Raw genomic sequence first — 18,808 nt, 5'->3', positions numbered from 1 at the left:
TTTTCGAAGTCGTAGTCGCGGCGGGTGGTGCGGCTGGTGCGGGTTTCCAGGCGCAGCTTGAAGCCTTTGATCACCGGTTCTTCGGCGACCATGCCGCTGCCCTGTACATACGCGGTCGGTTGGCCGAGGTTGGGGAACACGGTCTGGTCATCGCCGAACACCAGCAGGTGGCCTTTCTTGCTGTGCTGGAAGTGGTAGTGAATGCCTTCTTCTTCGCACAGGCGCTGGACGAAGTGCAGATCGGTTTCGTCGTACTGCACGCAGTAGTCGCGATCCGGGCACGGCTGGCTGAGCTGGAAGCTGTAGGCGTTGCCCTTGATGCCATGCTCGTCGAGGATCAGCGCGATGATTTTCGGCGCCGACATCTGCTGGTAGATGCGCTGGTTGGTGCGGTGATGCAGGTATTGCAGCTGCGGCACCAGCGAAACCTTGTAGCGGGTCAGGCGCTTGCCGGCATCGCCCTGGGCGACTCGGTAAATCTGGCCATGAATGCCCGAGCCTTGTGGATCGAACGCCAGGAAGGCTTGCTTGTGCAGCAGTTGTTCGAGGTCCAGATCCGGGTTTTCGCTGACCAGTTCGAGGTCGAAACGAAACGGCTGGCTGATGCCTTCGGTGCCGGTGAACGACAGCACTTGCAGGTCGCCCACCTGCCCGCCTTGAGAGCCGTCGACCGTCAGGCTGAAGTGCGTTTCGTTGGCTGGACTGAACATTTGACGCTCCTTGAGGTGAAACGAAATCTCCTGAAAGTTCTAACCTCGGCGAAAGCCTGATCCAGAACCGAGTCGGATCATAAAGGCTTAAAGTTGCGCAAAAAGTTGCGCACATGCCCGGAAAGCCACGGTTCATATGGTCTTCTTGAAGTTGCTACTAAATGTTTCGTGGCGAAGTGATATCGCTTTTGCTGATATTTCCACGTGATTGACGATCCCGTCAGGCGATACAGTGGAGCGCTGACAGCAACCTGAACGCAGGAAACGAGATGGCAAAGTTCTACGATGCGCGCGGCAATATCTATGGTGTGGTTTCACCCCAGCAGGTACGTGAGGTGGGTATCGACCTGCCGACCAACGCACAGGAGGCGGCGTCATCCAGAGCCATCTGGAGCGAGCACGCTATCGCGACATTCTGCCAATGGCCGGATGGGATTCGCCCCACCGGCGTCAAGCATCATCGCAGCGATGGCTTGCTGATCGGCCCGTTTCAATCCTCGCCACCCTTCGACCTGCTGATCGTCAACACCGACGGCACGCTGGCCGAGCGCAGCGGCAACGGCCTGACGATCTTCTCCCAGGCGCTGTTCGAACAGGGGGTGATGCCGGAGGAGGGCGCGGCGCTGCGGGTGCATCACGACAAACAGGACGCACTATCGCCCGTGCCGACCTCGGTGAAACCGGCGCAAGTGGCGGGCGTGCAGGGCTTCTGGCTGGACCTCGGCCAGCCCGGTTTCGGCCCGGCGGCGGTCGGTGCGCTCGGGGTTGAGTCGCACCCTTTCAATGGTGTGCAAGTCAGCGGTGTTCGACCGCTGGCGCAACTCGATCCTGCCTGGGCGCACAGCCAGTTCGTGCGCATCGGCAATCCGCATTGCGTGACCCTGGTGCAGGATGAAGCCGCATTGCCGAGCAACGCACAGATGCTTGAATCGCCGCTGGCAGACTGTCTGACCGCCATCGCCTACGCCATGCCCACCGGCGCCGGCCAGCCGTGCCCGGCCGGGATCAACCTGCAATGGGCGATGCGCGCTGGCGATCAACGCATTGTGGCGCGGGTGTTCGAACGGGGCGAGGGGCCGACGGCGTCCTCCGGCACCAGCGCCAGTGCGGTGGCGTCTGCGGCATGGCGGGTAGGCTGGGTGTCGGCGGGAGAGGTGCAGGTGGTAATGCCGGGTGGTACGGCGCCGATTTTACTGGAAGAGCGCGATGGCGAGCTGCTCGGCGTGCGTCTGTTTGGCACCGCACATCGGACAAAAAGGTGAAGTCCCTTTCATGGTCGTCCCCCCGGGAACGATTGATCCCTTGGGACTTACTGTGGGCCGGCCTGCGGCGCTTGTCGCCTGTCAGATCTGACAGGTCGGCTCTATCGTTTGGCGATAAAGCCGCCCCGATCCATAACCATGAAACCGTTCATTGGCCCTTGAACAGTTTCACGGCTACAACAATGTCATCGTCCACCGTCACATACAGCAGGGCTTTGGGCTGCGTTTCGGGGCTTTGAAAACACTCGACGATCACAGCCTGTGCTGTGCAGGCTTGCAGCGCCAAACGGTCTGCGTGCCGCAATTGGCGTTTCACGGCGGCACTCAACGGAATTGGTGAATGGCCCTCGCGAACGTCAGAGCAAAATCTCGAAGTGACTTCTCTCGGGGTAGGGGGCGGTGGTGATTCAAGGCCCGCGTCTGCAAACAGATGATTGAGCTGCTCCGCAGCGCTGACCGCTCGGGGGAAACCGGCGAAGGCCGAAGCCTGCAGCAGTATTTCAGTCAATTCACCCGGTGCGAGGCCCGATGCCAGGCCGGTTTTGAAGTGCACGCTCAGCGGTGGTCCGACCATGCCCGAGGCGACAATGGCGGCAAATGACACCGCTTCGCGTAATCGCGGATCAAGACCGGGACGTGAGTGTAAATGTCCGTACACCACGCCGACGGCCAGTTGGCCCAATGCGGGAACGGTATGAAACAAGGCGTCGAGCCTGGCCCCGCCATCGGGTACGAGTTCGACAAACGTATGGCGGCCTTCCTGGTAAAGCGTGGCCATGGGATCGGAAGTGGTCTTTTGATTCATGTCGCGTCCTCACGGATCAATGAGGATGGCAGCGGAGCAACTACGCGCGAACTACGGCATGACAGTGCGTCCATCGGAAGAAGTCGGCGCCGTTGCAGCGCCGACTTCTACACCTTAGACGAATTCCACCACCGGCATCTGCCGCTTCATCAGCACCTTGCCGTTGCGAATCGAATACAGCGGCAGGCCCTGGCTGCGGATGACTTCGTAATCGCTGTCCGCCGACAGGATCAGCAGGTTCGCCGGGCGGCCCTGTTCCAGGCCGTAGCGCTCACCGAGGTGCATGGCCTTGGCGCTGTTATCGGTGACCAGATCCAGCGCGCTCTGCAGGTTGCGATAACCGAGCATGTGGCAGATGTGCAGGCCGGCTTCGAGGACCCGCAGGATGTTGCCGTTGCCCAGCGGATACCACGGATCGACGATCGAATCCTGGCCGAAGCAGACGTTCATGCCGGCTTCGAGCAGTTCGTTGACGCGGGTCACGCCCCGGCGTTTCGGGAAGTTATCGAAGCGACCTTGCAGGTGAATGCTTTCGGTCGGGCAGGAGACAAAACTGATCCCCGAATGGCCGAGCAGGCGGAACAGTTTGGCGCAGTAGGCGTTGTCGTAGGAGCCCATCGCGGTGGTGTGGCTGGCGGTCACGAGGGCGCCCATGTCGCGGCTGCGAGCCTCTTCGGCCAGCACTTCGAGGAAGCGCGAATGCGGGTCGTCGGTTTCGTCGCAGTGCACGTCCACCAGGCAGCCGGTGCGCTCGGCAAGGTCCATCAGGAATTTCACCGAACTGACGCCCTGATCGCGGGTGTATTCGAAATGCGGGATCCCGCCGACCACGTCCGCGCCCATGCGGATCGCTTCTTCCATCAGCTCGCGACCATTACGAAACGACTCGATGCCTTCCTGGGGGAACGCGACGATCTGCAGGTCGATCAGGTGACGGCTTTCCTCGCGTACTTCAAGCATCGCTTTGAGCGCGGTGAGTTGCGGGTCGGTGACGTCGACGTGGGTGCGCACGTGCTGGATGCCGTGGGCGGCGAGGGTTTGAATGGTTTTCCTGGCCCGAGTTTTGGTGTCTTCCTGGGTGATGGTGACTTTGCGCTCGCCCCAGCACTCGATGCCTTCGAACAGCGTGCCGCTCATGTTCCAGCGCGGCTCGCCGGCGGTCAGGGTGGCGTCGAGGTGAATGTGCGGCTCGACGAAGGGCGGCACCACCAGATTGCCGCCGGCGTCGAGGTCGTCGGGGCCCAGAGTCGGCGCTTCGGTCTGGCGAGCGATGCTGCTGATCAGGCCGTCTTCGAGGTGCAATTCGTGCAGACCTTCCTGGTTGCGCAGTCGGGCGTTGATGATGTGCATCGGGCGAATCCTTTTATAGATCTTGTAGAGGGGCGGCCGCGTTGCGGGCGCCGAGCAGGCCGGTCACTGCGATATACGTTAACGCGGCAACGGCGATGCCGACCAGCGGCGCGACCCACGGCGAGCCGAACGCGGCGACGGTTCCGGCCGCGTAAGCCGCCAGCCCCGGCCAGTTGAACGCCGGTAACCGTGCGTCGGCCAGACGCGGATAACGCCCGCGCCAGCGGAAGAAAAAGTCCGCCATGATCACCCCGCCAATCGGCGGGATCACCGTGCCCAGCAGGATCAGATAAGGCACCAGCATGTCGTACATGCCCAGCAGCGCGAGCGCCGTGCCGATCACGGCACCGGCCAGGGTCACGGTCTTGCGGCGCCCGGTGCGCAGCAGGTTGCAGCCGGCGACGGCGAAGTTGTAGATGGTGTTGTCCTGGGTGCTCCAGATGTTCAGCAACAGCATCGCCATCGCCGCCATGGCGAAGCCTTGCAACAGTAGCACTTCGACCACGTCGGGTTGTTGGTAGACGATTGCGCCGTAGGCGCCGATCAGCACCATCAGGCCATTGCCGATGAAAAAGCCGATCAGGCTGGCCAGCACCGCGACCCGCGCCGAACGGGAAAAACGCGTCCAGTTGGTGGCCTGGGTCGCACCGCTGACGAAGGTGCCGAACACCAGCGTGATGGCCGTCGACCAATCCAGCGAACCGCTGGGCACGACGCTGAGCAAACCGTCGAGGCCGCCGACTTTCACGGTGGCGACCCACATCGACAGCATCAGCAGCAACATCATCGCCGGTACCGCGATGTACGACAGAATCTCCAGTCCGCGATAACCGACATACGCCGTGGCGCAGAACACCAGGCCGAACAGCACCATCAGCCCCAGCACCGTGGCTTCATTCAGATCGAAATATTTGCCGAGCACCACCGCCGCCGTCGCGGTGCCCCAGGCGTACCAGCCGATCTGGGTGAACCCGAGGATCAGGTCGCTGAGCTTGCTGCCGACTTCGCCAAAACAGAAGCGCCCCATCAGCACCGAATTCAGCCCGCTCTTGAAGGCGATGTAACCCAGGCCTGCGGCGTACACGCCGAGCAGCAGATTGCCGATGACGATGACGGCGAGCATTTCGCCGAAGTTGAACGCCACGCCGAGCTTGCCGCCGGCAAACATGGTCGCCGTGAAGAAGGTGAACCCCAGCAGCACCATCGCCGTGGAGGCCAGGCCTTTGCGCGCGTGCATCGGCACTTCGCTGAGGGGGTAATCGTTGCCGGGATCGTTTTGCGTCATGGGGCGTTCCTTGCTGGAAAGGGGAGGACGCGAAGTGGTTGCAGCGGTCGTGCCAAACGCGATGTTGCGGGTATTTATAGACGAGACACGGATGATCGGCGCGAAAGCAGTGCATCGGGCGCCACACCGAACCATGTGGGAGCAGTTGTTCCCACAGGGTCACGGAATTGGATCAGAGAAACCGCAGCAGCGCGGCGACGATGGCTTCAGGCGCATCTTCCTGCACCAGATGCCCGGCATTCGGGATCGGATGAAATTGCGATCCTGGAATCATCCTGTGCAACTCGCGCCCGCGCTCAATGGGTATCCACTGATCCTCTTCACCCCAGAGAATCTGCACCGGGCAACGGATCGTCGGGTACAGCGGCTGCGCCTCCAGCGTGTAGCGCTGATCCATCTGCGCAATCTGCCGGTAGAACGCCGCTTGCCCCGGATCGCCCAGCCACGGCTGCACGTAAGGCGCCAGTTCGTCATCGGGAATCTCCCGGTGAATCGCCCCGCGAATGTAGGTCGGTACGATGGCGCGCTGGATGTAATCCGGCAGGCCGCTGAACGCCGCTTCGTGCTGGCGCACGTGCTGCACGAACGGCGAACCCCAGGGTGTCAGCGCGACCGGGTCGATCAGGGTCAGGCTGCGGTAATCCTTGCCGTTGAGCAGATGAGCGCGCAGCACGGTGGCGCCGCCGAAGTCGTGGGCGACCACGTCCGGGCGTTGCAGATTCCAGTGATCGAGCAACTGAACGAGCAATTCGTTCTGCACGCCGAGGGAAACGTCGGCATCCGGTTGCTCGGACTGCCCGTAGCCCAGCAGGTCGAAGTAATGCACCCGATGCGTGGCAAAAAAGTGCGGCGCGATGCGGTGCCACACGTAAGACGAGAAGGGCGTGCCGTGCACGAATATCAGCGGCGGGCCGTCGCCGCGTACCCCGTGGCGAATCTGTCGCCCGTTGAAATCAAAGACCTGATCCAGCAGCCAGTCCGTCATGGGCCTGTCCTCTTGGCGGGTTCGAGCCAAAAAGCATAGGCGTAAAAAAACCACCGGTCTCGGTGGTTTTTTTGTGTCGCGGGAATTACTCGCCGCGATAGATGCAACCGCTGGTGCAGGTCTCGTGGATGCGGATCGCACTGAGTTCCGGCAGCAGGGGCTTCAATTCATTCCAGATGAATTTGGCCAGCACTTCGCTGGTCGGGTTCTCAAGGCCAGGAATGTCGTTCAGGTAGTTGTGGTCCAGACGCTCGTACAGCGGCTTGAAAATCGCCTTGATCTCGGAGAAATCACGGATCCAGCCGGTGTGCGGATCGAGGTCGCCGCTCAGGTGAATCGCCACTTTGAACGAGTGACCGTGCAGGCGTCCGCACTTGTGGCCGTCCGGTACGTGGGGCAGGCGGTGGGCGGATTCGAAGGTGAACTCTTTGAAAATTTCCACAGTGATTTCAGCTCTGTTCAGATGGCGTTCGCCGCAGCGAATTTGGGCAGGCGGCGAGTTTACCAGCTTGTCCAGGGCTGTGCTGACTAAAGGGTCAGCAAGCGCTCGGCGAGGCGACCATTGGCAGTCAGCTCAAGGAATTCGTCGCCCATGCGGCGGCTCTCGTCCATCGCCGCGCGCCAGTATTTCTGTCGGCTCGGCGCATCGCCCATGAAACGCTTGAAGTCGTTACGGTCGGGGAGTTTGCCGTAGGGCAGACGCGCCAGGTATTCCTTCGACGGTGCGAGCAACAGCACGTCCTGCAAGCGTTCCACCGACGCCTTGCGCCACGGCAGAGTCTTGTCGAACCAGCCCGGGATCACTCGGTCGGTGAAGTGCGGATAGAGCACGATGCCGTCGCCGCTGTAGGGCAGGTCGAGGTGGTAGTCCAGCAGACCGCCGTCGCGGAAGGTACCGGCACCGGCGCCCGGCAGGTCGCGCACGCCTTCCATGACCATCGGGATCGAACCCGATGCCAGCAGCGCCTGGCGCAGGTTGCCGGCGTCGAGGGCGACGAAACGCGACGGGAAGTCATTTAGCGCATGCACCGGTGGCGCCAGGCGCGGGTCGTGGATGATCAGCCGTTCGAAGTGCCGCGACAGCCGCGCGCGGCCGCGCAGGTTGTCGGCGATCACCGAACCCAGCGCCAGCCCGAGCCGGCCGCGATGATCCTCCGCCAGCCCGCCGTGGCTTTTGACCACCATGATGTTCAAGCGGTAATGGGCGTTGGTCAGAAGGCTCGTGTCTCGGCCGTCGAGCAGGTCATCGAGCATGCGCTGCGAACTGCGGCTGACCTCGGCAATGGTCACGCCTTTGTTGAAGTTCTGCTCGGTGTACAGCTGACCGAGGCGGCGGATGCCTTCGGCGGCGTCCGGCAGACAAGCGCTGGCGAAGCGCCAGGAACCCACCGACGCACCGATCAGCGAACGCTCGCGCGGCGCCGCCGGCAGCCACTCGCCGAACAACGCCAGATCCAGCCCCTGAATCCCCAATGCCTTCGGCCCACCGGCAGCGCCGGGCAGGGTGCCGACGTCGGCGGCGTTCAGGCCTTGGGCACGAATGCGCGCCATGGCCCGCGGGCCGGCCTTGAGGGTGAGGGACGGGAACTTGATGTGAATGGCGGTCATACCGGTCTCGATCGTTAGCAAGCGAAAGATTATAAGCACATGTTGCCGTGGCTGCAGGAGCAGGCCCAATGATGGCAATTCAGTTTCAGTTAAGTTCGCACCGTTAAGGTGCGGCCCGTAGCGACACATAAAAATACGGAGACACCATGAAAACCCTGACTGCCCTGACCATCGCCTCGATCATCGGCCTCACCGCCAGCACCGTTCACGCCCGCGATCTCGGCCCGGATGAAGCCCTGCGCCTGCGTGACGCTGGTACTATCGTCTCCTTCGAGAAGCTCAACGCCACCGCGCTGGCCAAACACCCGGGTTCGACGATCACCGACACCGAGCTGGAAGAACAGTACGGCAAGTACATCTACCAGATCGAGCTGCGTGATCCGCAGGGGCTGGAATGGGATCTGGAACTGGACGCGGTGAGCGGGCAAGTGCTCAAGGATCATCAGGATACGTAATGAAGGTGAATGTTCGCGCCACCCGCCGTACGGCATTGGCGCTGGTGATGTTTTGCTCGACGGCCATGGCCCGCGACCTGGGTCCCGACGAAGCCCTCAATCTGCGCAAGCAGGGTGTGATCCTGCCGCTGGAGCAGGTATTGCAGCAGGCGATGGACCGTTATCCCGGCGCGAAACTGCTGGAGGTCGAGCTGGAAGAAAAACACGACGTCTACATTTATGAAGTCGAGTTGCTGACCGTCGAAGGTGTGGCCCGCGAGCTGCACTTGAAGGCCGATACCGGCGAACTCGTGAAAGACAAGGAAGATTGACCGATGCGCTTGCTTCTGGTGGAAGACCACGTACCGCTGGCCGACGAACTGCTCGCCGGCCTGCAACGTCAGGGCTACGCGGTAGACTGGCTGGCGGACGGGCGCGATGCGGTCTATCAGGGCAGCAGCGAGCCCTACGACCTGATCGTCCTCGACCTCGGTCTGCCCGGCGTGCCGGGGCTGGAGGTGCTGGCGCAGTGGCGTGCCGGCGGTCTGACGATTCCGGTGCTGATCCTCACTGCCCGCGATTCCTGGGCCGAGCGTATCGAAGGCCTCAAGGCCGGTGCCGACGATTACCTGACCAAACCCTTCCACCCGGAAGAGCTGTATTTGCGCATCCAGTCGCTGCTGCGCCGTTCCAAGGGCCAGGCCAACCAACCGACGCTCAAGGCCGCAGGACTGCACCTGGACGAGGGCCGCCAGTGTGTCGTGCGCGACGGCGCCGACATTCAACTGACCGCTGCCGAATTCCGCCTGCTGCGCTACTTCATGCTGCACCCGGAACAGATCCTCTCCAAAAGCCACCTCGCCGAGCACCTCTACGACGGCGAGACCGAGCGCGATTCCAACGTGCTGGAAGTTCACGTCAATCACCTGCGACGCAAGCTCGGCAAGAGCGTGATCGAAACCCGTCGCGGTCAGGGTTATCTGTTTGGCGGACAGGCTTCGTGAGATCGATCCAGCGCCGCTTGAGCCTGGGGTTGATCAGCGTGCTGGTGGTCGTCGGTGTGCTGCTGGCGCAAACCAGCCTGTGGCTGTTCGAAGTGGGATTGCAGCGCTATCTCGAAGCCGGGCTGCGCAACGACAGCGAGAGCCTGCTGGTGGCGCTGGTTCGCGGGCCGCAAGGCTTGCAGCTGGATGAGCGGCACCTGTCACCGGCTTATCAGCGACCGTTTTCCGGGCATTACTTCCGCATCGACTTCGCTGACAGCCATTGGCGCTCCCGCTCGTTGTGGGATCAGGACCTGCCGTTGCTCGAACGCTCCGGCCTGCACAGCAACTTGCAACTGGGGCCGGACGGCCAGCAATTGCTGGTACTGCGCTCGGACTATCGACGGCTCGGTCAGTCGATTTCCATCAGCGTGGCTCAGGATTACACGCCGGTGCGCGAGAGTTTCCAGCGCATGCGCCAGATCGGCCTCGGCCTCGGTTTGGCCGGGTTGCTGCTGATTCTGTTGTTGCAACGTCTGACCGTGCGCCGCGCGTTGCGGCCGCTGGAAAAGGCCCGCGAGCAGATCGCCCAGTTGCAGCAGGGCCAGCGTTCGCAACTCGATGAACAAGTGCCGGCGGAACTGGAACCGCTGGTGGCGCAGATCAACCATTTGCTGGCGCACACTGAAGACAGCCTGAAGCGTTCGCGCAACGCTCTGGGCAATCTCGGGCATGCGCTGAAAACCCCGTTGGCGGTGCTGTTGAGTCTGGCGTCGAGTGAACGGCTCGACGCGCACCCGGAACTGCGCAAGATCCTCAAGGAACAACTGGAGCAGGTTCAGCAACGGCTGAACCGCGAGCTCAACCGTGCGCGGCTCTCTGGCGATGCGTTGCCGGGAGCGCTGTTCGATTGCGACGCCGAGCTGCCGGGGTTGCTGTCGACGTTGAACATGATCCATGGCGAGCATCTGGAACTGAGTTACGTGGCCCCGCCGGGCCTGCAATTGCCGTGGGATCGTGAAGATCTGCTGGAACTGCTCGGCAACCTGCTGGACAACGCCTGCAAATGGGCGGATGCCGAGGTGCGGCTGAGTGTGGTCGAAACGGCTGATGGTTTTGTGCTGAGTGTGGAAGACGACGGGCCGGGGATTCCCGAGGCGCAGCGGGCTCAGGTATTCAGCCGGGGGACGCGGCTGGATGAGCAGACCGACGGGCATGGCTTGGGGCTGGGGATTGTGCGCGACATCGTCGACACCTGGGGCGGGGTGCTGGTGCTGGGCGAAAGCGAGTGGGGCGGGTTGAAGGTGGAGATTCAGTTGCCTCGACGGTGAGCCCGCCCCCACGAGGTTTGTGGTGAGCGGGCTTGAGCGTCAGACCCGAAACTGATCCATCAGACTCTGCTGCTGATTCGCCAGACTATTGAGCGACTGACTCACCCGCGCCGATTCATTCGCCTGCCCCGACAGCGACTCCGTCACATCACGAATCGTCGCCACGTTGTTGTTGATCTCTTCAGCCACCGCGCTCTGTTCCTCGGCGGCGCTGGCAATCTGCAGGTTCATGTCGCTGATCACCGTCACCGCATCACCGATCTGGCGCAGCGCCGTCACGGCCTGGCCGACCTGTTCGACGCTGCCCTGGGCCTGGCGATGGCTGTTGCCCATCGAACCGACCACGTCCTGGGTGCCGTTCTGTAATTGCTCGATCACCTGGCGGGTTTCTTCCACCGATTCCTGGGTGCGGCGGGCGAGGTTGCGCACTTCGTCGGCGACCACCGCAAAACCGCGCCCGGCTTCACCGGCGCGGGCGGCTTCGATGGCGGCGTTGAGGGCCAGCAGGTTGGTCTGTTCGGCGATGGCGCGGATGGTTTCCAGCACGGTGCCGATCTTCTCGCTGTTGGCGGCCAGGCCTTCGACCTGCACCATCGCTGCACTCATGTCGGCGGCGAGGGTGTCGATGCTGGCGGTGGTGCGGTCGATCACGGTCAGGCCCTGACGGGTGGCGCGGTCGGCATCCTTGGCCGCTTCGGCGGCTTGTGCCGCGCTGCGGGCCACGTCCTGGGCGGTGGCGCTCATTTCGTGGGACGCGGTGGCGACCTGATCGACCTGACGGTATTGCTGCTCCATGCCGGCGCTGGTCTGGGTCGCAATCGCTGAAGACTGGTCGGCGGTGTTGCGCGCGTCCTGCACCGAGCGTTTCACCTCGGCGATGATCGGTTGCAGCTTGTCGAGGAAACGGTTGAACCAGCCAGCGAGTTGACCGAGTTCGTCTTTCTTGTCATAGGCCAGGCGGCGGGTCAGGTCGCCTTCGCCGCTGGCGATGTCTTCCAGCATGTGGGCCACGCCGAGGATCGGTTTGGTCACGCTGCGCGCCATCAGCCACACCAGCAAAAGGCCGATCAGCGCAGCGAGCACGCCGAGGCTCAGTTCGATCAGGGTGCCTGAGGTGTTGCTGGCATCGAGTTGCTGCTTGAGTGCTTCGGCGCGACTGACCAGAACCTTTTCCGGCACATCGAGCAGTACGCCCCAGGACGGGCCGCCGGGAATCGGCTGGAACGGCGACAGCACTTTCAGTTGCGCGTTGCTGTGCAGGCTGCTGACGGCGTTGCTCGAGGCGAGCAGACGCAGCAGTTCGGCGCCGCTGGTGGTGTCCACGGCATCCAGGCGCTGGCTGAGTTTATTGGCGTTCGGGCTGTAACCGGCGAGCAGGCCGGCGGGGCTGACGATGCTCACGGCGGTCTGGCCGTCGTAGAGCTTTTTGCTGGCGCTCTGGCTGATCGCTTGCAGGCTGTTGAGGTTGATGTCCACCGACAGCGAGGCGATGACTTTGCCGTTGACCATCAGCGGGAACACGATGCTGGTCATCAGCACCTTTTGCCCGTCGATCACATAGAAGTAGGGTTCGATCACGCATGGCTTGAGCGTGGTGCGCGGGCAGGTGAACCAGGCGTTGGCGGCCTGACCGCTGGGGCCGGTGCTGGTGTCGCTCATGTCGCTTTCCGGCAGGGCCATCGAGGTCACTTTGCCCGGAGTCGGCTGCGACCAGTACAGGGCGAAGCGGCCCTTGTCGTTGCTGCCTAATTCACCTTGTCCGGCAAATAGCTCGTCCTTGCCGTCCAGCGCGTTGGCTTCGAACACCAGCGACAGGCCGAGCAGATCCGGATTGGCCTGCAAGGCCGATTTCACCTGACGGGTCATGTCCTCACGCAGATCGAAGGCATCAAGGAAGCGCTTCTCGGCCTGCTCACGCAGGAACAGCACCTGACGCGAGAAACCGTGGCCATATTGATAGGCATCCATGAACTGCTGGCGAATGCCCGCTGCCTGGACTTCGCCCTGGGATTCGATGCGGGCCTGGGCCGACTCGGTGAGCATTTCCATGCTCGAAGCTTTCACCAGTTCGGAACTGTGCTCCATGCGATACAGCGAAAGACCTACCAACAGGGTCACGATACCGGCCAGGCAGAGCCCGGCGAGCAGGGTGATTTTCCATTGGATGGAAAGTTGTCTGAGTGACATGGAAACGTCCTTATTCGATAAATATCTGAGACTTTGCACTGTAACGGCCGCGTTTCGGCTTTCTTTATGGCGTAAATGCAATAGGGCGAATTGACGCATGTTGTGGCGGATATGCCCTGTTCAGCGGATTGATCATGGAAAGTTACACAGTGTTGCGACCAGTCGCTTTGACACTGCGCCCGCGCTGCGGCACAGTGCGCGCCCTTCTAATAAGACCCTCTATGCAAATCCGCTGGCGACCCTCGTGGCTTGTCGGCCGGACTCATCCTGTCTGGCGGTGAATGGTTTTACCGTCGTGTTTTTGAGGTAGTGAAATGAATGCAGTGATTGCTGCGGTCGGCGTCATGCTGATCCTCAGCCTGTCCCGGGTGCATGTGGTGATCGCATTGATCGTCGGTGCGCTGGTTGGTGGCCTGACCGGTGGTCTGGGTATCGACGCCACGCTCAAGGCTTTCAACAGTGGCCTGGGCGGCGGGGCGACGGTGGCGTTGTCCTACGCGTTGCTCGGCGCTTTCGCCGTGGCGATTGCCAAGTCCGGCCTGGCCCATGCGCTGGCCGACAAGGCTCTGGCGATGGTTGATCGCCAGCATGCGACCGGTGGCGGCAGCGTCAAATGGCTGCTGATCGGCCTGCTGTGGGTGGTGGCGATCGCTTCGCAGAACATCCTGCCGATCCACATTGCGTTCATTCCGCTGCTGGTGCCGCCGCTTCTCTATGTACTGACCAAGCTGCAACTGGACCGCCGGTTGATCGCCTGCGTCATGACTTTCGGCCTGATTACGCCGTACATGTTCCTGCCGGTGGGCTTCGGCAACATTTTCCTTAATGAAATCCTGCTGGCCAACGTTGCCCGCAGTGGCGTTGACATCAGCGGGATCAACGTCACCCATGCCATGGGAATTCCGGCGCTGGGCATGCTGGCAGGGCTGGGTATCGCCTTTATCAGTTACCGCAAGAAACGCGTCTACGACCTGGGAAAAATCGAGCAGGTCGAGCAGGTGGCAGTGCAGTACAACCCGCGCAGCCTGTTGATCGCCGGCGTCGCCATTGCCGCAGCCTTCATTATTCAGTTGCTGCTGGATTCGATGATTATCGGGGCGCTGGCCGGTTTCCTGATCTTTTCGGCGTCGGGCATCGTCAAATGGCGCGAAACGGATGACCTGTTCACCGAAGGCATGAAGATGATGGCGATGATCGGCTTCATCATGATCGCCGCCTCCGGCTTCGCCGAAGTGATGAAGGCCACCGGCGAGGTGCAGACGCTAGTCGAGTCGTCGGCGTCGTGGATCAACCACAGCAAAGGCATCGGTGCCTTGCTGATGCTGCTGGTCGGGCTGCTGGTAACCATGGGCATCGGCTCTTCGTTTTCCACGGTGCCGATCCTGGCGGCGATTTTTGTGCCGCTGTGCGTGCAACTGGGCTTCAGCCCGATGGCGATTGTCTGCATCGTCGGCACGGCCGGTGCCTTGGGCGATGCCGGTTCGCCCGCGTCGGACTCGACCCTCGGCCCGACCTCCGGGCTGAACATCGACGGCCAGCACCATCACATCTGGGACACCGTGGTCCCGACTTTCCTGCACTACAACCTGCCGCTGCTGGCGTTTGGCTGGGTGGCTGCGATGGTCCTGTAACCCCCAAATTCCCTGTGGGAGCGGGCTTGCCCGCGATGGCGTCCGCCTATTCAATATTTATGTGACTGAAACACCGCTATCGTCGGATCGCCGCCCGGGGCAAGCCCGCTCCCACAAGGACATGAGGTGTCTCCAGGCTCAACTTTTGGTTCCGCGTGCCGTTAAAGCCTTTAACCACGCCAATAAAACCAAAAGAGTGAGCCCCCATGCGCCTGAGTCTCAAGGCTAAAGTCCTGTCCCTTGCCGTCCTTCCGGTGCTGCTCTTTGCACTGGTGATCAGCCTGACCACGCTGTTCATCCTTCAGGAACAGGCGCGCAATGAAGTCCAGCAGACCCGCGAACGCTTGCTCGGCGACGCCAAAGCTACGCTGGCCAGCTACGTCGCCGTCGCCATGACCACCATCAAACCGTTGTACGACGCTGCCGCTCCCGGCGACGCCGAGGCGCGGGCGCAAGCGATCAAACTGCTGTCGAGCATCAAGTACGGCAAGGATGGCTACTTCTTCGGCTACGACTCCGAGACCGTGCGCCTGTTCAAGGCCAACGACCCCGAAGGCGTGGGCAAAAGCTTCAAGGACAACCGCGACCCGAACGGCGTCTACGTCAACCGCGACCTGGTGAAAGTCGCGAAGGACGGCTCCCACTACCTGCAATACAGCTCGCCGCTGCCGGGCAACGCGAAAGTGCTGGTGCCGAAACTCGGCTACACCGAATACCTGGCGAAGTGGGACATGGCGGTGGGTACGTCGGTCAACCTCGATGGCATCGAAGCGCAAGTGGCGGTTGTCGAGGCCAAGGTGCAGGAGCGCATGCAGGGCGTGGTGCTGAGCATCGTCGGCGTGGCGGTGGTGGTGCTGCTGGTGATCGCGGCGGCGGGGATGCTGCTGGCCAACACCATTCTGCGACCGCTGACCCTGATGAAAGCCAACCTCGATGACATCGCGGCGGGCGAGGGCGACCTGACCCGGCGCCTGACCATCACCAGCCAGGACGAACTCGGCGAACTGGCCGGCTCGTTCAACCGTTTCGTCGACAAGATCCACGGCCTGGTGCGGCAGATCACCGAAATGACCTCGCAACTGACCGGGCTGGTGACGCAAGTGTCGGATCAGGCCCAGCGCTCCGATCAGGCCATGGAGCGTCAGCGTCACGAGACGGATCAGGTCGCCACGGCGATCAACGAAATGTCTGCGGCCGCACAAGAAGTCGCCAAGAGCGCGCAGAACGCCGCCGTCGCCGCGCAGCAGACCGACGAAGAAGGCCAGACCGCCAAGCGCGTGGTGGCCGGCAGCATCAAGCAGATTCATGCGCTGGTGGACGATATCCGCAGCAGCGGCGTGTCCCTCGATAGCTTGCAACAGGACGTGTCGTCGATTGTCGGCGTGCTCGGGGTGATCCGCTCGATCGCCGAACAGACCAACCTGCTGGCGCTCAACGCTGCGATTGAAGCGGCGCGGGCCGGCGAGGCCGGGCGCGGGTTTGCGGTGGTGGCGGACGAGGTGCGGGCGCTGGCTTCGCGCACGCAGATCAGTACGCAGGAAATTCAGGGAATGATCGACCGCTTGCAGGCGGGGACGCAGTCGGCGGTCGAGGCCATGCGCCGTTCCAGCGAGGCGGGTGACGGCACGTCGGCCCAGGCCAATCAGGCGGGGGCATCGCTGGATGCGATGGCGGATCTGATTGCGACCATCAATTCGATGAACGCGCAGATTGCCAGTGCCGCCGAGGAGCAGACGGCGGTGGCCGAAGAGATCAACCGCAGCGTGCATCAGATTGCGGTGGCGGTGGATAACGTGGCGGATGAGACCCAGTTGGGGGCGCAGACTTCGCGTAGTCTGGCCGAACTTGGCCAGCGACTGGGCAAACTGGTGGGCCAGTTCCGTATTTAAAGGTTGCTGCAAAAACGTTGTGGGAGCGGGCTTGCCCGCGAATGCGCTGTGTCAGATACAGAATGGCTGACTGACACGACGCCTTCGCGAGCAAGCCCGCTCCCACATTGGGTTTTGTGTAAGGCTCATGCTCTGTCCCAGTAGGGCACTTCGCCGAAGCATTCCATGAAGAAATCAATCACCGTCCGCACCTTCACCGACAACCGCCGGCTCCCCGGCCACAGCACCGAAATCTGCTGCGGCTCGACACTGTTCGACACCTGATAATCCTCCAGCACCTGCACCAGCGTGCCCGCACGCACCGCCTCGCCGATCAGCCATGACGGAAACATCACCAGCCCCAAGCCTTGCACCGCGGCTTGGGTCAACGTGTCCGCGTGGTTGCCGGTGATCGGGCCCTTGACTGAATACGGCGTCCACTCGCCCTGATCCTGCCGGAAGAACCAGCGCTGCAGGCCGGTCGCGCCCTTGTAGGCCAGGCACTGGTGGCGGGCGAGGTCAGCGGGCTGCTGTGGCGTACCGAAACGCTCGAGATACGCCGGGCTGGCCGCGACCTGAAAGCGATGCGGTGCCAGGATCCGCGCCTGCATGCTCGAGTCGTGCAACGGACCGATGCGAAACAGCAGGTCGGCGCCTTCCTGCAACGGATCGATGTAGTGGTCGGTCTGCTGGATATCCAGTTGCAGCTTCGGATAACGCTCGCACAAACGACCCAGCCATGGCGCCAGATGGCGCTGACCAAACACCACCGGGGCGTTGATCCGCACCAGGCCGGTCGGTTCGCTGTGCTGTTCCTGCAAGGCCTGTTCGGCTTCTTCCAGTTGCACCAGCACCAGCCGCGCGTGGTGGCCGAGCATGCGCCCGGCCTCGGTCGGCGTCACCGCACGGGTGTGGCGGTAGAGCAATTGCTGGTTCAGCGCCTGTTCCATCAACTGGATCTGCCGGGAAATCGAGGAGGGCGCCACGCCCTCGCGGCGGGCGACTTCGGAAAAACTGCCGTGGTCGAGCACGGCCACAAACAGTCTTAGCGCCTTGAATCCCAGTTCGTTGAGCCCGTGCATTCTGTGTCCTGCTGTGCGAATTGCGCAAAAGTGTTGTCCGGATGCTCCCATTTATCGCACAGCTGCGCCAGCCGATAATCCGCGCCATCGTTTCCTTCAGAGGTTTTTCAGATGCAGTCGTTAGATGAAGTGAGTGCCGCGCCGGCCCCGATCGCCCGGCCCGGTTTGCGGTTGTTGCTGTTGCCGCTGGTGATCCTGGCCGGCATGGGGTTGTCGGTGGAGGCGGGGTTGCTCGGGCCGTTGGGTGAGCAGGTCGGGCATTTGTGGGCGACCTTGAGCATTTTCGGGGTTGGGTCGGCGATTCTGTTTTTGCTGTTGCTGTTTGCGGGGCCGCAGAAAGGGCCGGCGCTGACGGATCTGCCGCGCTGGCAGTTGATCGGCGGGTTTCTGGGGCCGATGTATGTGGTGGTGCTGACGCTGGCCACGCCGCATATCGGGATTGCGATGACGATGATTGCGATTTTGTCGGGGCAGGTTGGCAAGAGTGTGCTGATTGACCATTTCGGGTGGTTTGGGGCTACGCGCAAGAAGGTCAATGCTGAGCGGTGGCTGGCGTTGGGGTTGATTGTGGCGGCTTTGGTTTTGATTGCGCGAGGGTGATGCGATGAGTCTGGTTATTTTGTTGGCGGTCGTAGTGTTGGCGGGTGCGGTGTTGAGTGTGCAGGCGGCGATCAATGGGCGATTGGGGGAGACCGTTGGTGTTCTGCGCAGCAGTTTGTTGACGTTTGTCGTCGGCGCTGTTTCTACGGGGTTGTTGATTTTGTTTTTTGAGCCTGCTCAGGCGGTGAGTTTGCTGGAGGTGCCGAAGTGGCAGCTTAGCGGTGCGCTGTTTGGGGTGGTTTATATGATGGTCATGGTTGGTGCAGTGCCGCGCGTTGGTGCGGCTGTGGCGACGGTGGCGGTGATTGTCGGGCAGTTGGGGATGGGGATGTTGATTGATAATTTTGGCTGGTTGGGGAATCCCGCTATTGAGTTGTCTTCGAGTCGGGTTTTGGCGATGGTTTGTTTGGGGCTGGCGTTGGTGTTCATGTATCGCAGTAGCGTGCGTCAGGCTGATTGAACGCGGCGGCCGTTGGGCCGACCAGGTTCCAGGGTTATTGAGTGCATATCCGTTTCTTCGGGTGCGGCCGCTGGCGGTTTCGCTCTTACAGCGAGTCACTTTGGCAAACGCCGGAATGCCGGCCCAGCCCAAAGTAACCAAAGGTCTGGGCCCCGGCGTACGGCCCGCTCGCTGGGGCTCGGGGTTCCTTCGTTCCGGGATTCATCCGGGGGCATCGCCTACGGTTT

18 protein-coding genes and 2 pseudogenes are annotated in these 18,808 nt (G+C 62.2%); 10 read left to right on the top strand and 10 right to left on the bottom strand.

The annotated features are described in order from the left end of the window. Nucleotides 1–710: type VI secretion system tip protein TssI/VgrG (gene tssI / locus ACTJK9_RS25900; RefSeq protein ID WP_440817154.1), on the bottom strand; the 710-nt coding region annotated here is incomplete at its 3' end. 269 nt (nucleotides 711–979) lie between these two features. Here tssI and ACTJK9_RS25895 point away from each other — a divergent pair. Continuing rightward, a complete protein-coding gene (locus tag ACTJK9_RS25895; protein ID WP_440817151.1) occupies nucleotides 980–1,972 on the top strand; it encodes a diaminopimelate epimerase in 993 nt (330 codons plus the stop codon). A 148-nt stretch (nucleotides 1,973–2,120) separates the two neighbouring features. On the opposite strand, the gene ACTJK9_RS25890 is transcribed toward ACTJK9_RS25895, so the two are convergent. The 6 genes from ACTJK9_RS25890 to ACTJK9_RS25865 form a co-directional block, all read right to left on the bottom strand. Then, entirely contained in the window at nucleotides 2,121–2,777 is a 657-nt protein-coding gene (locus tag ACTJK9_RS25890; protein WP_440817148.1) for a carboxymuconolactone decarboxylase family protein, read from the bottom strand. A gap of 114 nt (nucleotides 2,778–2,891) precedes the next feature. Further along, on the bottom strand, nucleotides 2,892–4,127 hold the full coding sequence (gene codA / locus ACTJK9_RS25885; protein ID WP_440817145.1) for a cytosine deaminase: 1,236 nt from the start codon (nucleotides 4,125–4,127) through the stop codon (nucleotides 2,892–2,894). Between the two features lie 13 nt (nucleotides 4,128–4,140). Further along, complete coding sequence (gene codB, locus ACTJK9_RS25880) at nucleotides 4,141–5,412, bottom strand: cytosine permease (RefSeq protein WP_074689162.1); 1,272 nt, start codon at nucleotides 5,410–5,412, stop codon at nucleotides 4,141–4,143. A gap of 172 nt (nucleotides 5,413–5,584) precedes the next feature. Next, nucleotides 5,585–6,397, bottom strand: coding sequence for an alpha/beta fold hydrolase (locus ACTJK9_RS25875; RefSeq protein WP_085612759.1), 813 nt, complete (start codon nucleotides 6,395–6,397; stop codon nucleotides 5,585–5,587). Between the two features lie 85 nt (nucleotides 6,398–6,482). Further along, nucleotides 6,483–6,839 carry a 6-carboxytetrahydropterin synthase QueD gene (gene queD, locus ACTJK9_RS25870; RefSeq protein ID WP_007955941.1) on the bottom strand — a complete coding sequence of 119 codons (357 nt, stop codon included), beginning with the start codon at nucleotides 6,837–6,839 and terminating at the stop codon, nucleotides 6,483–6,485. A gap of 86 nt (nucleotides 6,840–6,925) precedes the next feature. Further along, nucleotides 6,926–8,005, bottom strand: a complete 1,080-nt coding sequence (locus ACTJK9_RS25865) for a hypothetical protein (protein ID WP_085612758.1) — start codon at nucleotides 8,003–8,005, stop codon at nucleotides 6,926–6,928. 146 nt (nucleotides 8,006–8,151) lie between these two features. Here ACTJK9_RS25865 and ACTJK9_RS25860 point away from each other — a divergent pair, with 146 nt between their 5' ends. Genes ACTJK9_RS25860 through ACTJK9_RS25845 form a run of 4 tightly spaced genes read left to right on the top strand, consistent with a single transcriptional unit; the run spans nucleotide 8,152 to nucleotide 10,753 of the window. Continuing rightward, nucleotides 8,152–8,460, top strand: a complete 309-nt coding sequence (locus tag ACTJK9_RS25860) for a PepSY domain-containing protein (RefSeq protein WP_039770261.1) — start codon at nucleotides 8,152–8,154, stop codon at nucleotides 8,458–8,460. Further along, a complete protein-coding gene (locus ACTJK9_RS25855; RefSeq protein ID WP_039770259.1) occupies nucleotides 8,460–8,771 on the top strand; it encodes a PepSY domain-containing protein in 312 nt (103 codons plus the stop codon). Before ACTJK9_RS25860 ends, ACTJK9_RS25855 begins: the two co-directional genes overlap by 1 nt. A gap of 3 nt (nucleotides 8,772–8,774) precedes the next feature. Beyond that, a complete protein-coding gene (locus ACTJK9_RS25850) occupies nucleotides 8,775–9,443 on the top strand; it encodes a response regulator transcription factor (protein ID WP_011335105.1) in 669 nt (222 codons plus the stop codon). After that, nucleotides 9,440–10,753, top strand: a complete 1,314-nt coding sequence (locus ACTJK9_RS25845) for a sensor histidine kinase (protein WP_221397734.1) — start codon at nucleotides 9,440–9,442, stop codon at nucleotides 10,751–10,753. Before ACTJK9_RS25850 ends, ACTJK9_RS25845 begins: the two co-directional genes overlap by 4 nt. Nucleotides 10,754–10,792: 39 nt before the next feature. On the opposite strand, the gene ACTJK9_RS25840 is transcribed toward ACTJK9_RS25845, so the two are convergent. Next, the gene (locus ACTJK9_RS25840) at nucleotides 10,793–11,548 is read right to left on the bottom strand and encodes a methyl-accepting chemotaxis protein (protein ID WP_371807414.1); all 756 of its coding nucleotides are present in this window, start codon (nucleotides 11,546–11,548) and stop codon (nucleotides 10,793–10,795) included. Between the two features lie 102 nt (nucleotides 11,549–11,650). Then, a pseudogene (locus tag ACTJK9_RS25835) lies at nucleotides 11,651–11,797 on the bottom strand (HAMP domain-containing protein); the annotation flags it as partial. A 1,457-nt stretch (nucleotides 11,798–13,254) separates the two neighbouring features. On the opposite strand from ACTJK9_RS25835, the gene ACTJK9_RS25830 reads away from it, so the two are divergent. The 3 genes and pseudogenes from ACTJK9_RS25830 to ACTJK9_RS25820 all read left to right on the top strand — a co-directional run bounded on the left by ACTJK9_RS25830 (nucleotide 13,255) and on the right by ACTJK9_RS25820 (nucleotide 16,460). Next, nucleotides 13,255–14,571 carry a Na+/H+ antiporter family protein gene (locus ACTJK9_RS25830; RefSeq protein ID WP_039770253.1) on the top strand — a complete coding sequence of 439 codons (1,317 nt, stop codon included), beginning with the start codon at nucleotides 13,255–13,257 and terminating at the stop codon, nucleotides 14,569–14,571. A 206-nt stretch (nucleotides 14,572–14,777) separates the two neighbouring features. Further along, nucleotides 14,778–15,554, top strand: a pseudogene (locus ACTJK9_RS25825) (cache domain-containing protein); the annotation flags it as partial. An 84-nt stretch (nucleotides 15,555–15,638) separates the two neighbouring features. Beyond that, nucleotides 15,639–16,460 (top strand): methyl-accepting chemotaxis protein, encoded by an 822-nt coding sequence (locus tag ACTJK9_RS25820; RefSeq protein WP_371807413.1) that lies wholly within the window; start codon nucleotides 15,639–15,641, stop codon nucleotides 16,458–16,460. 125 nt (nucleotides 16,461–16,585) lie between these two features. Here ACTJK9_RS25820 and ACTJK9_RS25815 read toward each other — a convergent pair whose 3' ends face one another. Next, nucleotides 16,586–17,521 carry a LysR family transcriptional regulator gene (locus ACTJK9_RS25815; protein WP_085612754.1) on the bottom strand — a complete coding sequence of 312 codons (936 nt, stop codon included), beginning with the start codon at nucleotides 17,519–17,521 and terminating at the stop codon, nucleotides 16,586–16,588. A gap of 111 nt (nucleotides 17,522–17,632) precedes the next feature. Here ACTJK9_RS25815 and ACTJK9_RS25810 point away from each other — a divergent pair, with 111 nt between their 5' ends. Together ACTJK9_RS25810 and ACTJK9_RS25805 are read left to right on the top strand one after the other, a co-directional pair. Further along, nucleotides 17,633–18,121, top strand: a complete 489-nt coding sequence (locus ACTJK9_RS25810; protein WP_440817137.1) for a DMT family transporter — start codon at nucleotides 17,633–17,635, stop codon at nucleotides 18,119–18,121. A gap of 4 nt (nucleotides 18,122–18,125) precedes the next feature. Then, complete coding sequence (locus ACTJK9_RS25805) at nucleotides 18,126–18,581, top strand: DMT family transporter (protein ID WP_221397731.1); 456 nt, start codon at nucleotides 18,126–18,128, stop codon at nucleotides 18,579–18,581. The last annotated feature ends 227 nt before the right edge of the window (nucleotides 18,582–18,808 follow it).

It is taken from the genome of Pseudomonas sp. 22082 (genome assembly GCF_052046055.1).
Taxonomy (GTDB): Bacteria; Pseudomonadota; Gammaproteobacteria; order Pseudomonadales; family Pseudomonadaceae; genus Aquipseudomonas; species Aquipseudomonas pharyngis.
Note: the sequence above shows the minus strand (reverse complement) of the source record. Positions and strands in the feature narration are given on the sequence as shown.

Excerpts from the sequence above, each read along its gene's own strand:
- ACTJK9_RS25895 (WP_440817151.1), top strand. The coding sequence starts at position 980 with ATGGCAAAGTTCTACGATGCGCGCGGCAATATCTATGGTGTGGTTTCA.
- ACTJK9_RS25890 (WP_440817148.1), bottom strand. The coding sequence starts at position 2,777 with ATGAATCAAAAGACCACTTCCGATCCCATGGCCACGCTTTACCAGGAA.
- codA (WP_440817145.1), bottom strand. The coding sequence starts at position 4,127 with ATGCACATCATCAACGCCCGACTGCGCAACCAGGAAGGTCTGCACGAA.
- codB (WP_074689162.1), bottom strand. The coding sequence starts at position 5,412 with ATGACGCAAAACGATCCCGGCAACGATTACCCCCTCAGCGAAGTGCCG.
- ACTJK9_RS25875 (WP_085612759.1), bottom strand. The coding sequence starts at position 6,397 with ATGACGGACTGGCTGCTGGATCAGGTCTTTGATTTCAACGGGCGACAG.
- ACTJK9_RS25865 (WP_085612758.1), bottom strand. The coding sequence starts at position 8,005 with ATGACCGCCATTCACATCAAGTTCCCGTCCCTCACCCTCAAGGCCGGC.
- ACTJK9_RS25860 (WP_039770261.1), top strand. The coding sequence starts at position 8,152 with ATGAAAACCCTGACTGCCCTGACCATCGCCTCGATCATCGGCCTCACC.
- ACTJK9_RS25855 (WP_039770259.1), top strand. The coding sequence starts at position 8,460 with ATGAAGGTGAATGTTCGCGCCACCCGCCGTACGGCATTGGCGCTGGTG.
- ACTJK9_RS25850 (WP_011335105.1), top strand. The coding sequence starts at position 8,775 with ATGCGCTTGCTTCTGGTGGAAGACCACGTACCGCTGGCCGACGAACTG.
- ACTJK9_RS25840 (WP_371807414.1), bottom strand. The coding sequence starts at position 11,548 with ATGGAGCAGCAATACCGTCAGGTCGATCAGGTCGCCACCGCGTCCCAC.
- ACTJK9_RS25830 (WP_039770253.1), top strand. The coding sequence starts at position 13,255 with ATGAATGCAGTGATTGCTGCGGTCGGCGTCATGCTGATCCTCAGCCTG.
- ACTJK9_RS25820 (WP_371807413.1), top strand. The coding sequence starts at position 15,639 with ATGACCTCGCAACTGACCGGGCTGGTGACGCAAGTGTCGGATCAGGCC.
- ACTJK9_RS25815 (WP_085612754.1), bottom strand. The coding sequence starts at position 17,521 with ATGCACGGGCTCAACGAACTGGGATTCAAGGCGCTAAGACTGTTTGTG.
- ACTJK9_RS25810 (WP_440817137.1), top strand. The coding sequence starts at position 17,633 with ATGCAGTCGTTAGATGAAGTGAGTGCCGCGCCGGCCCCGATCGCCCGG.
- ACTJK9_RS25805 (WP_221397731.1), top strand. The coding sequence starts at position 18,126 with ATGAGTCTGGTTATTTTGTTGGCGGTCGTAGTGTTGGCGGGTGCGGTG.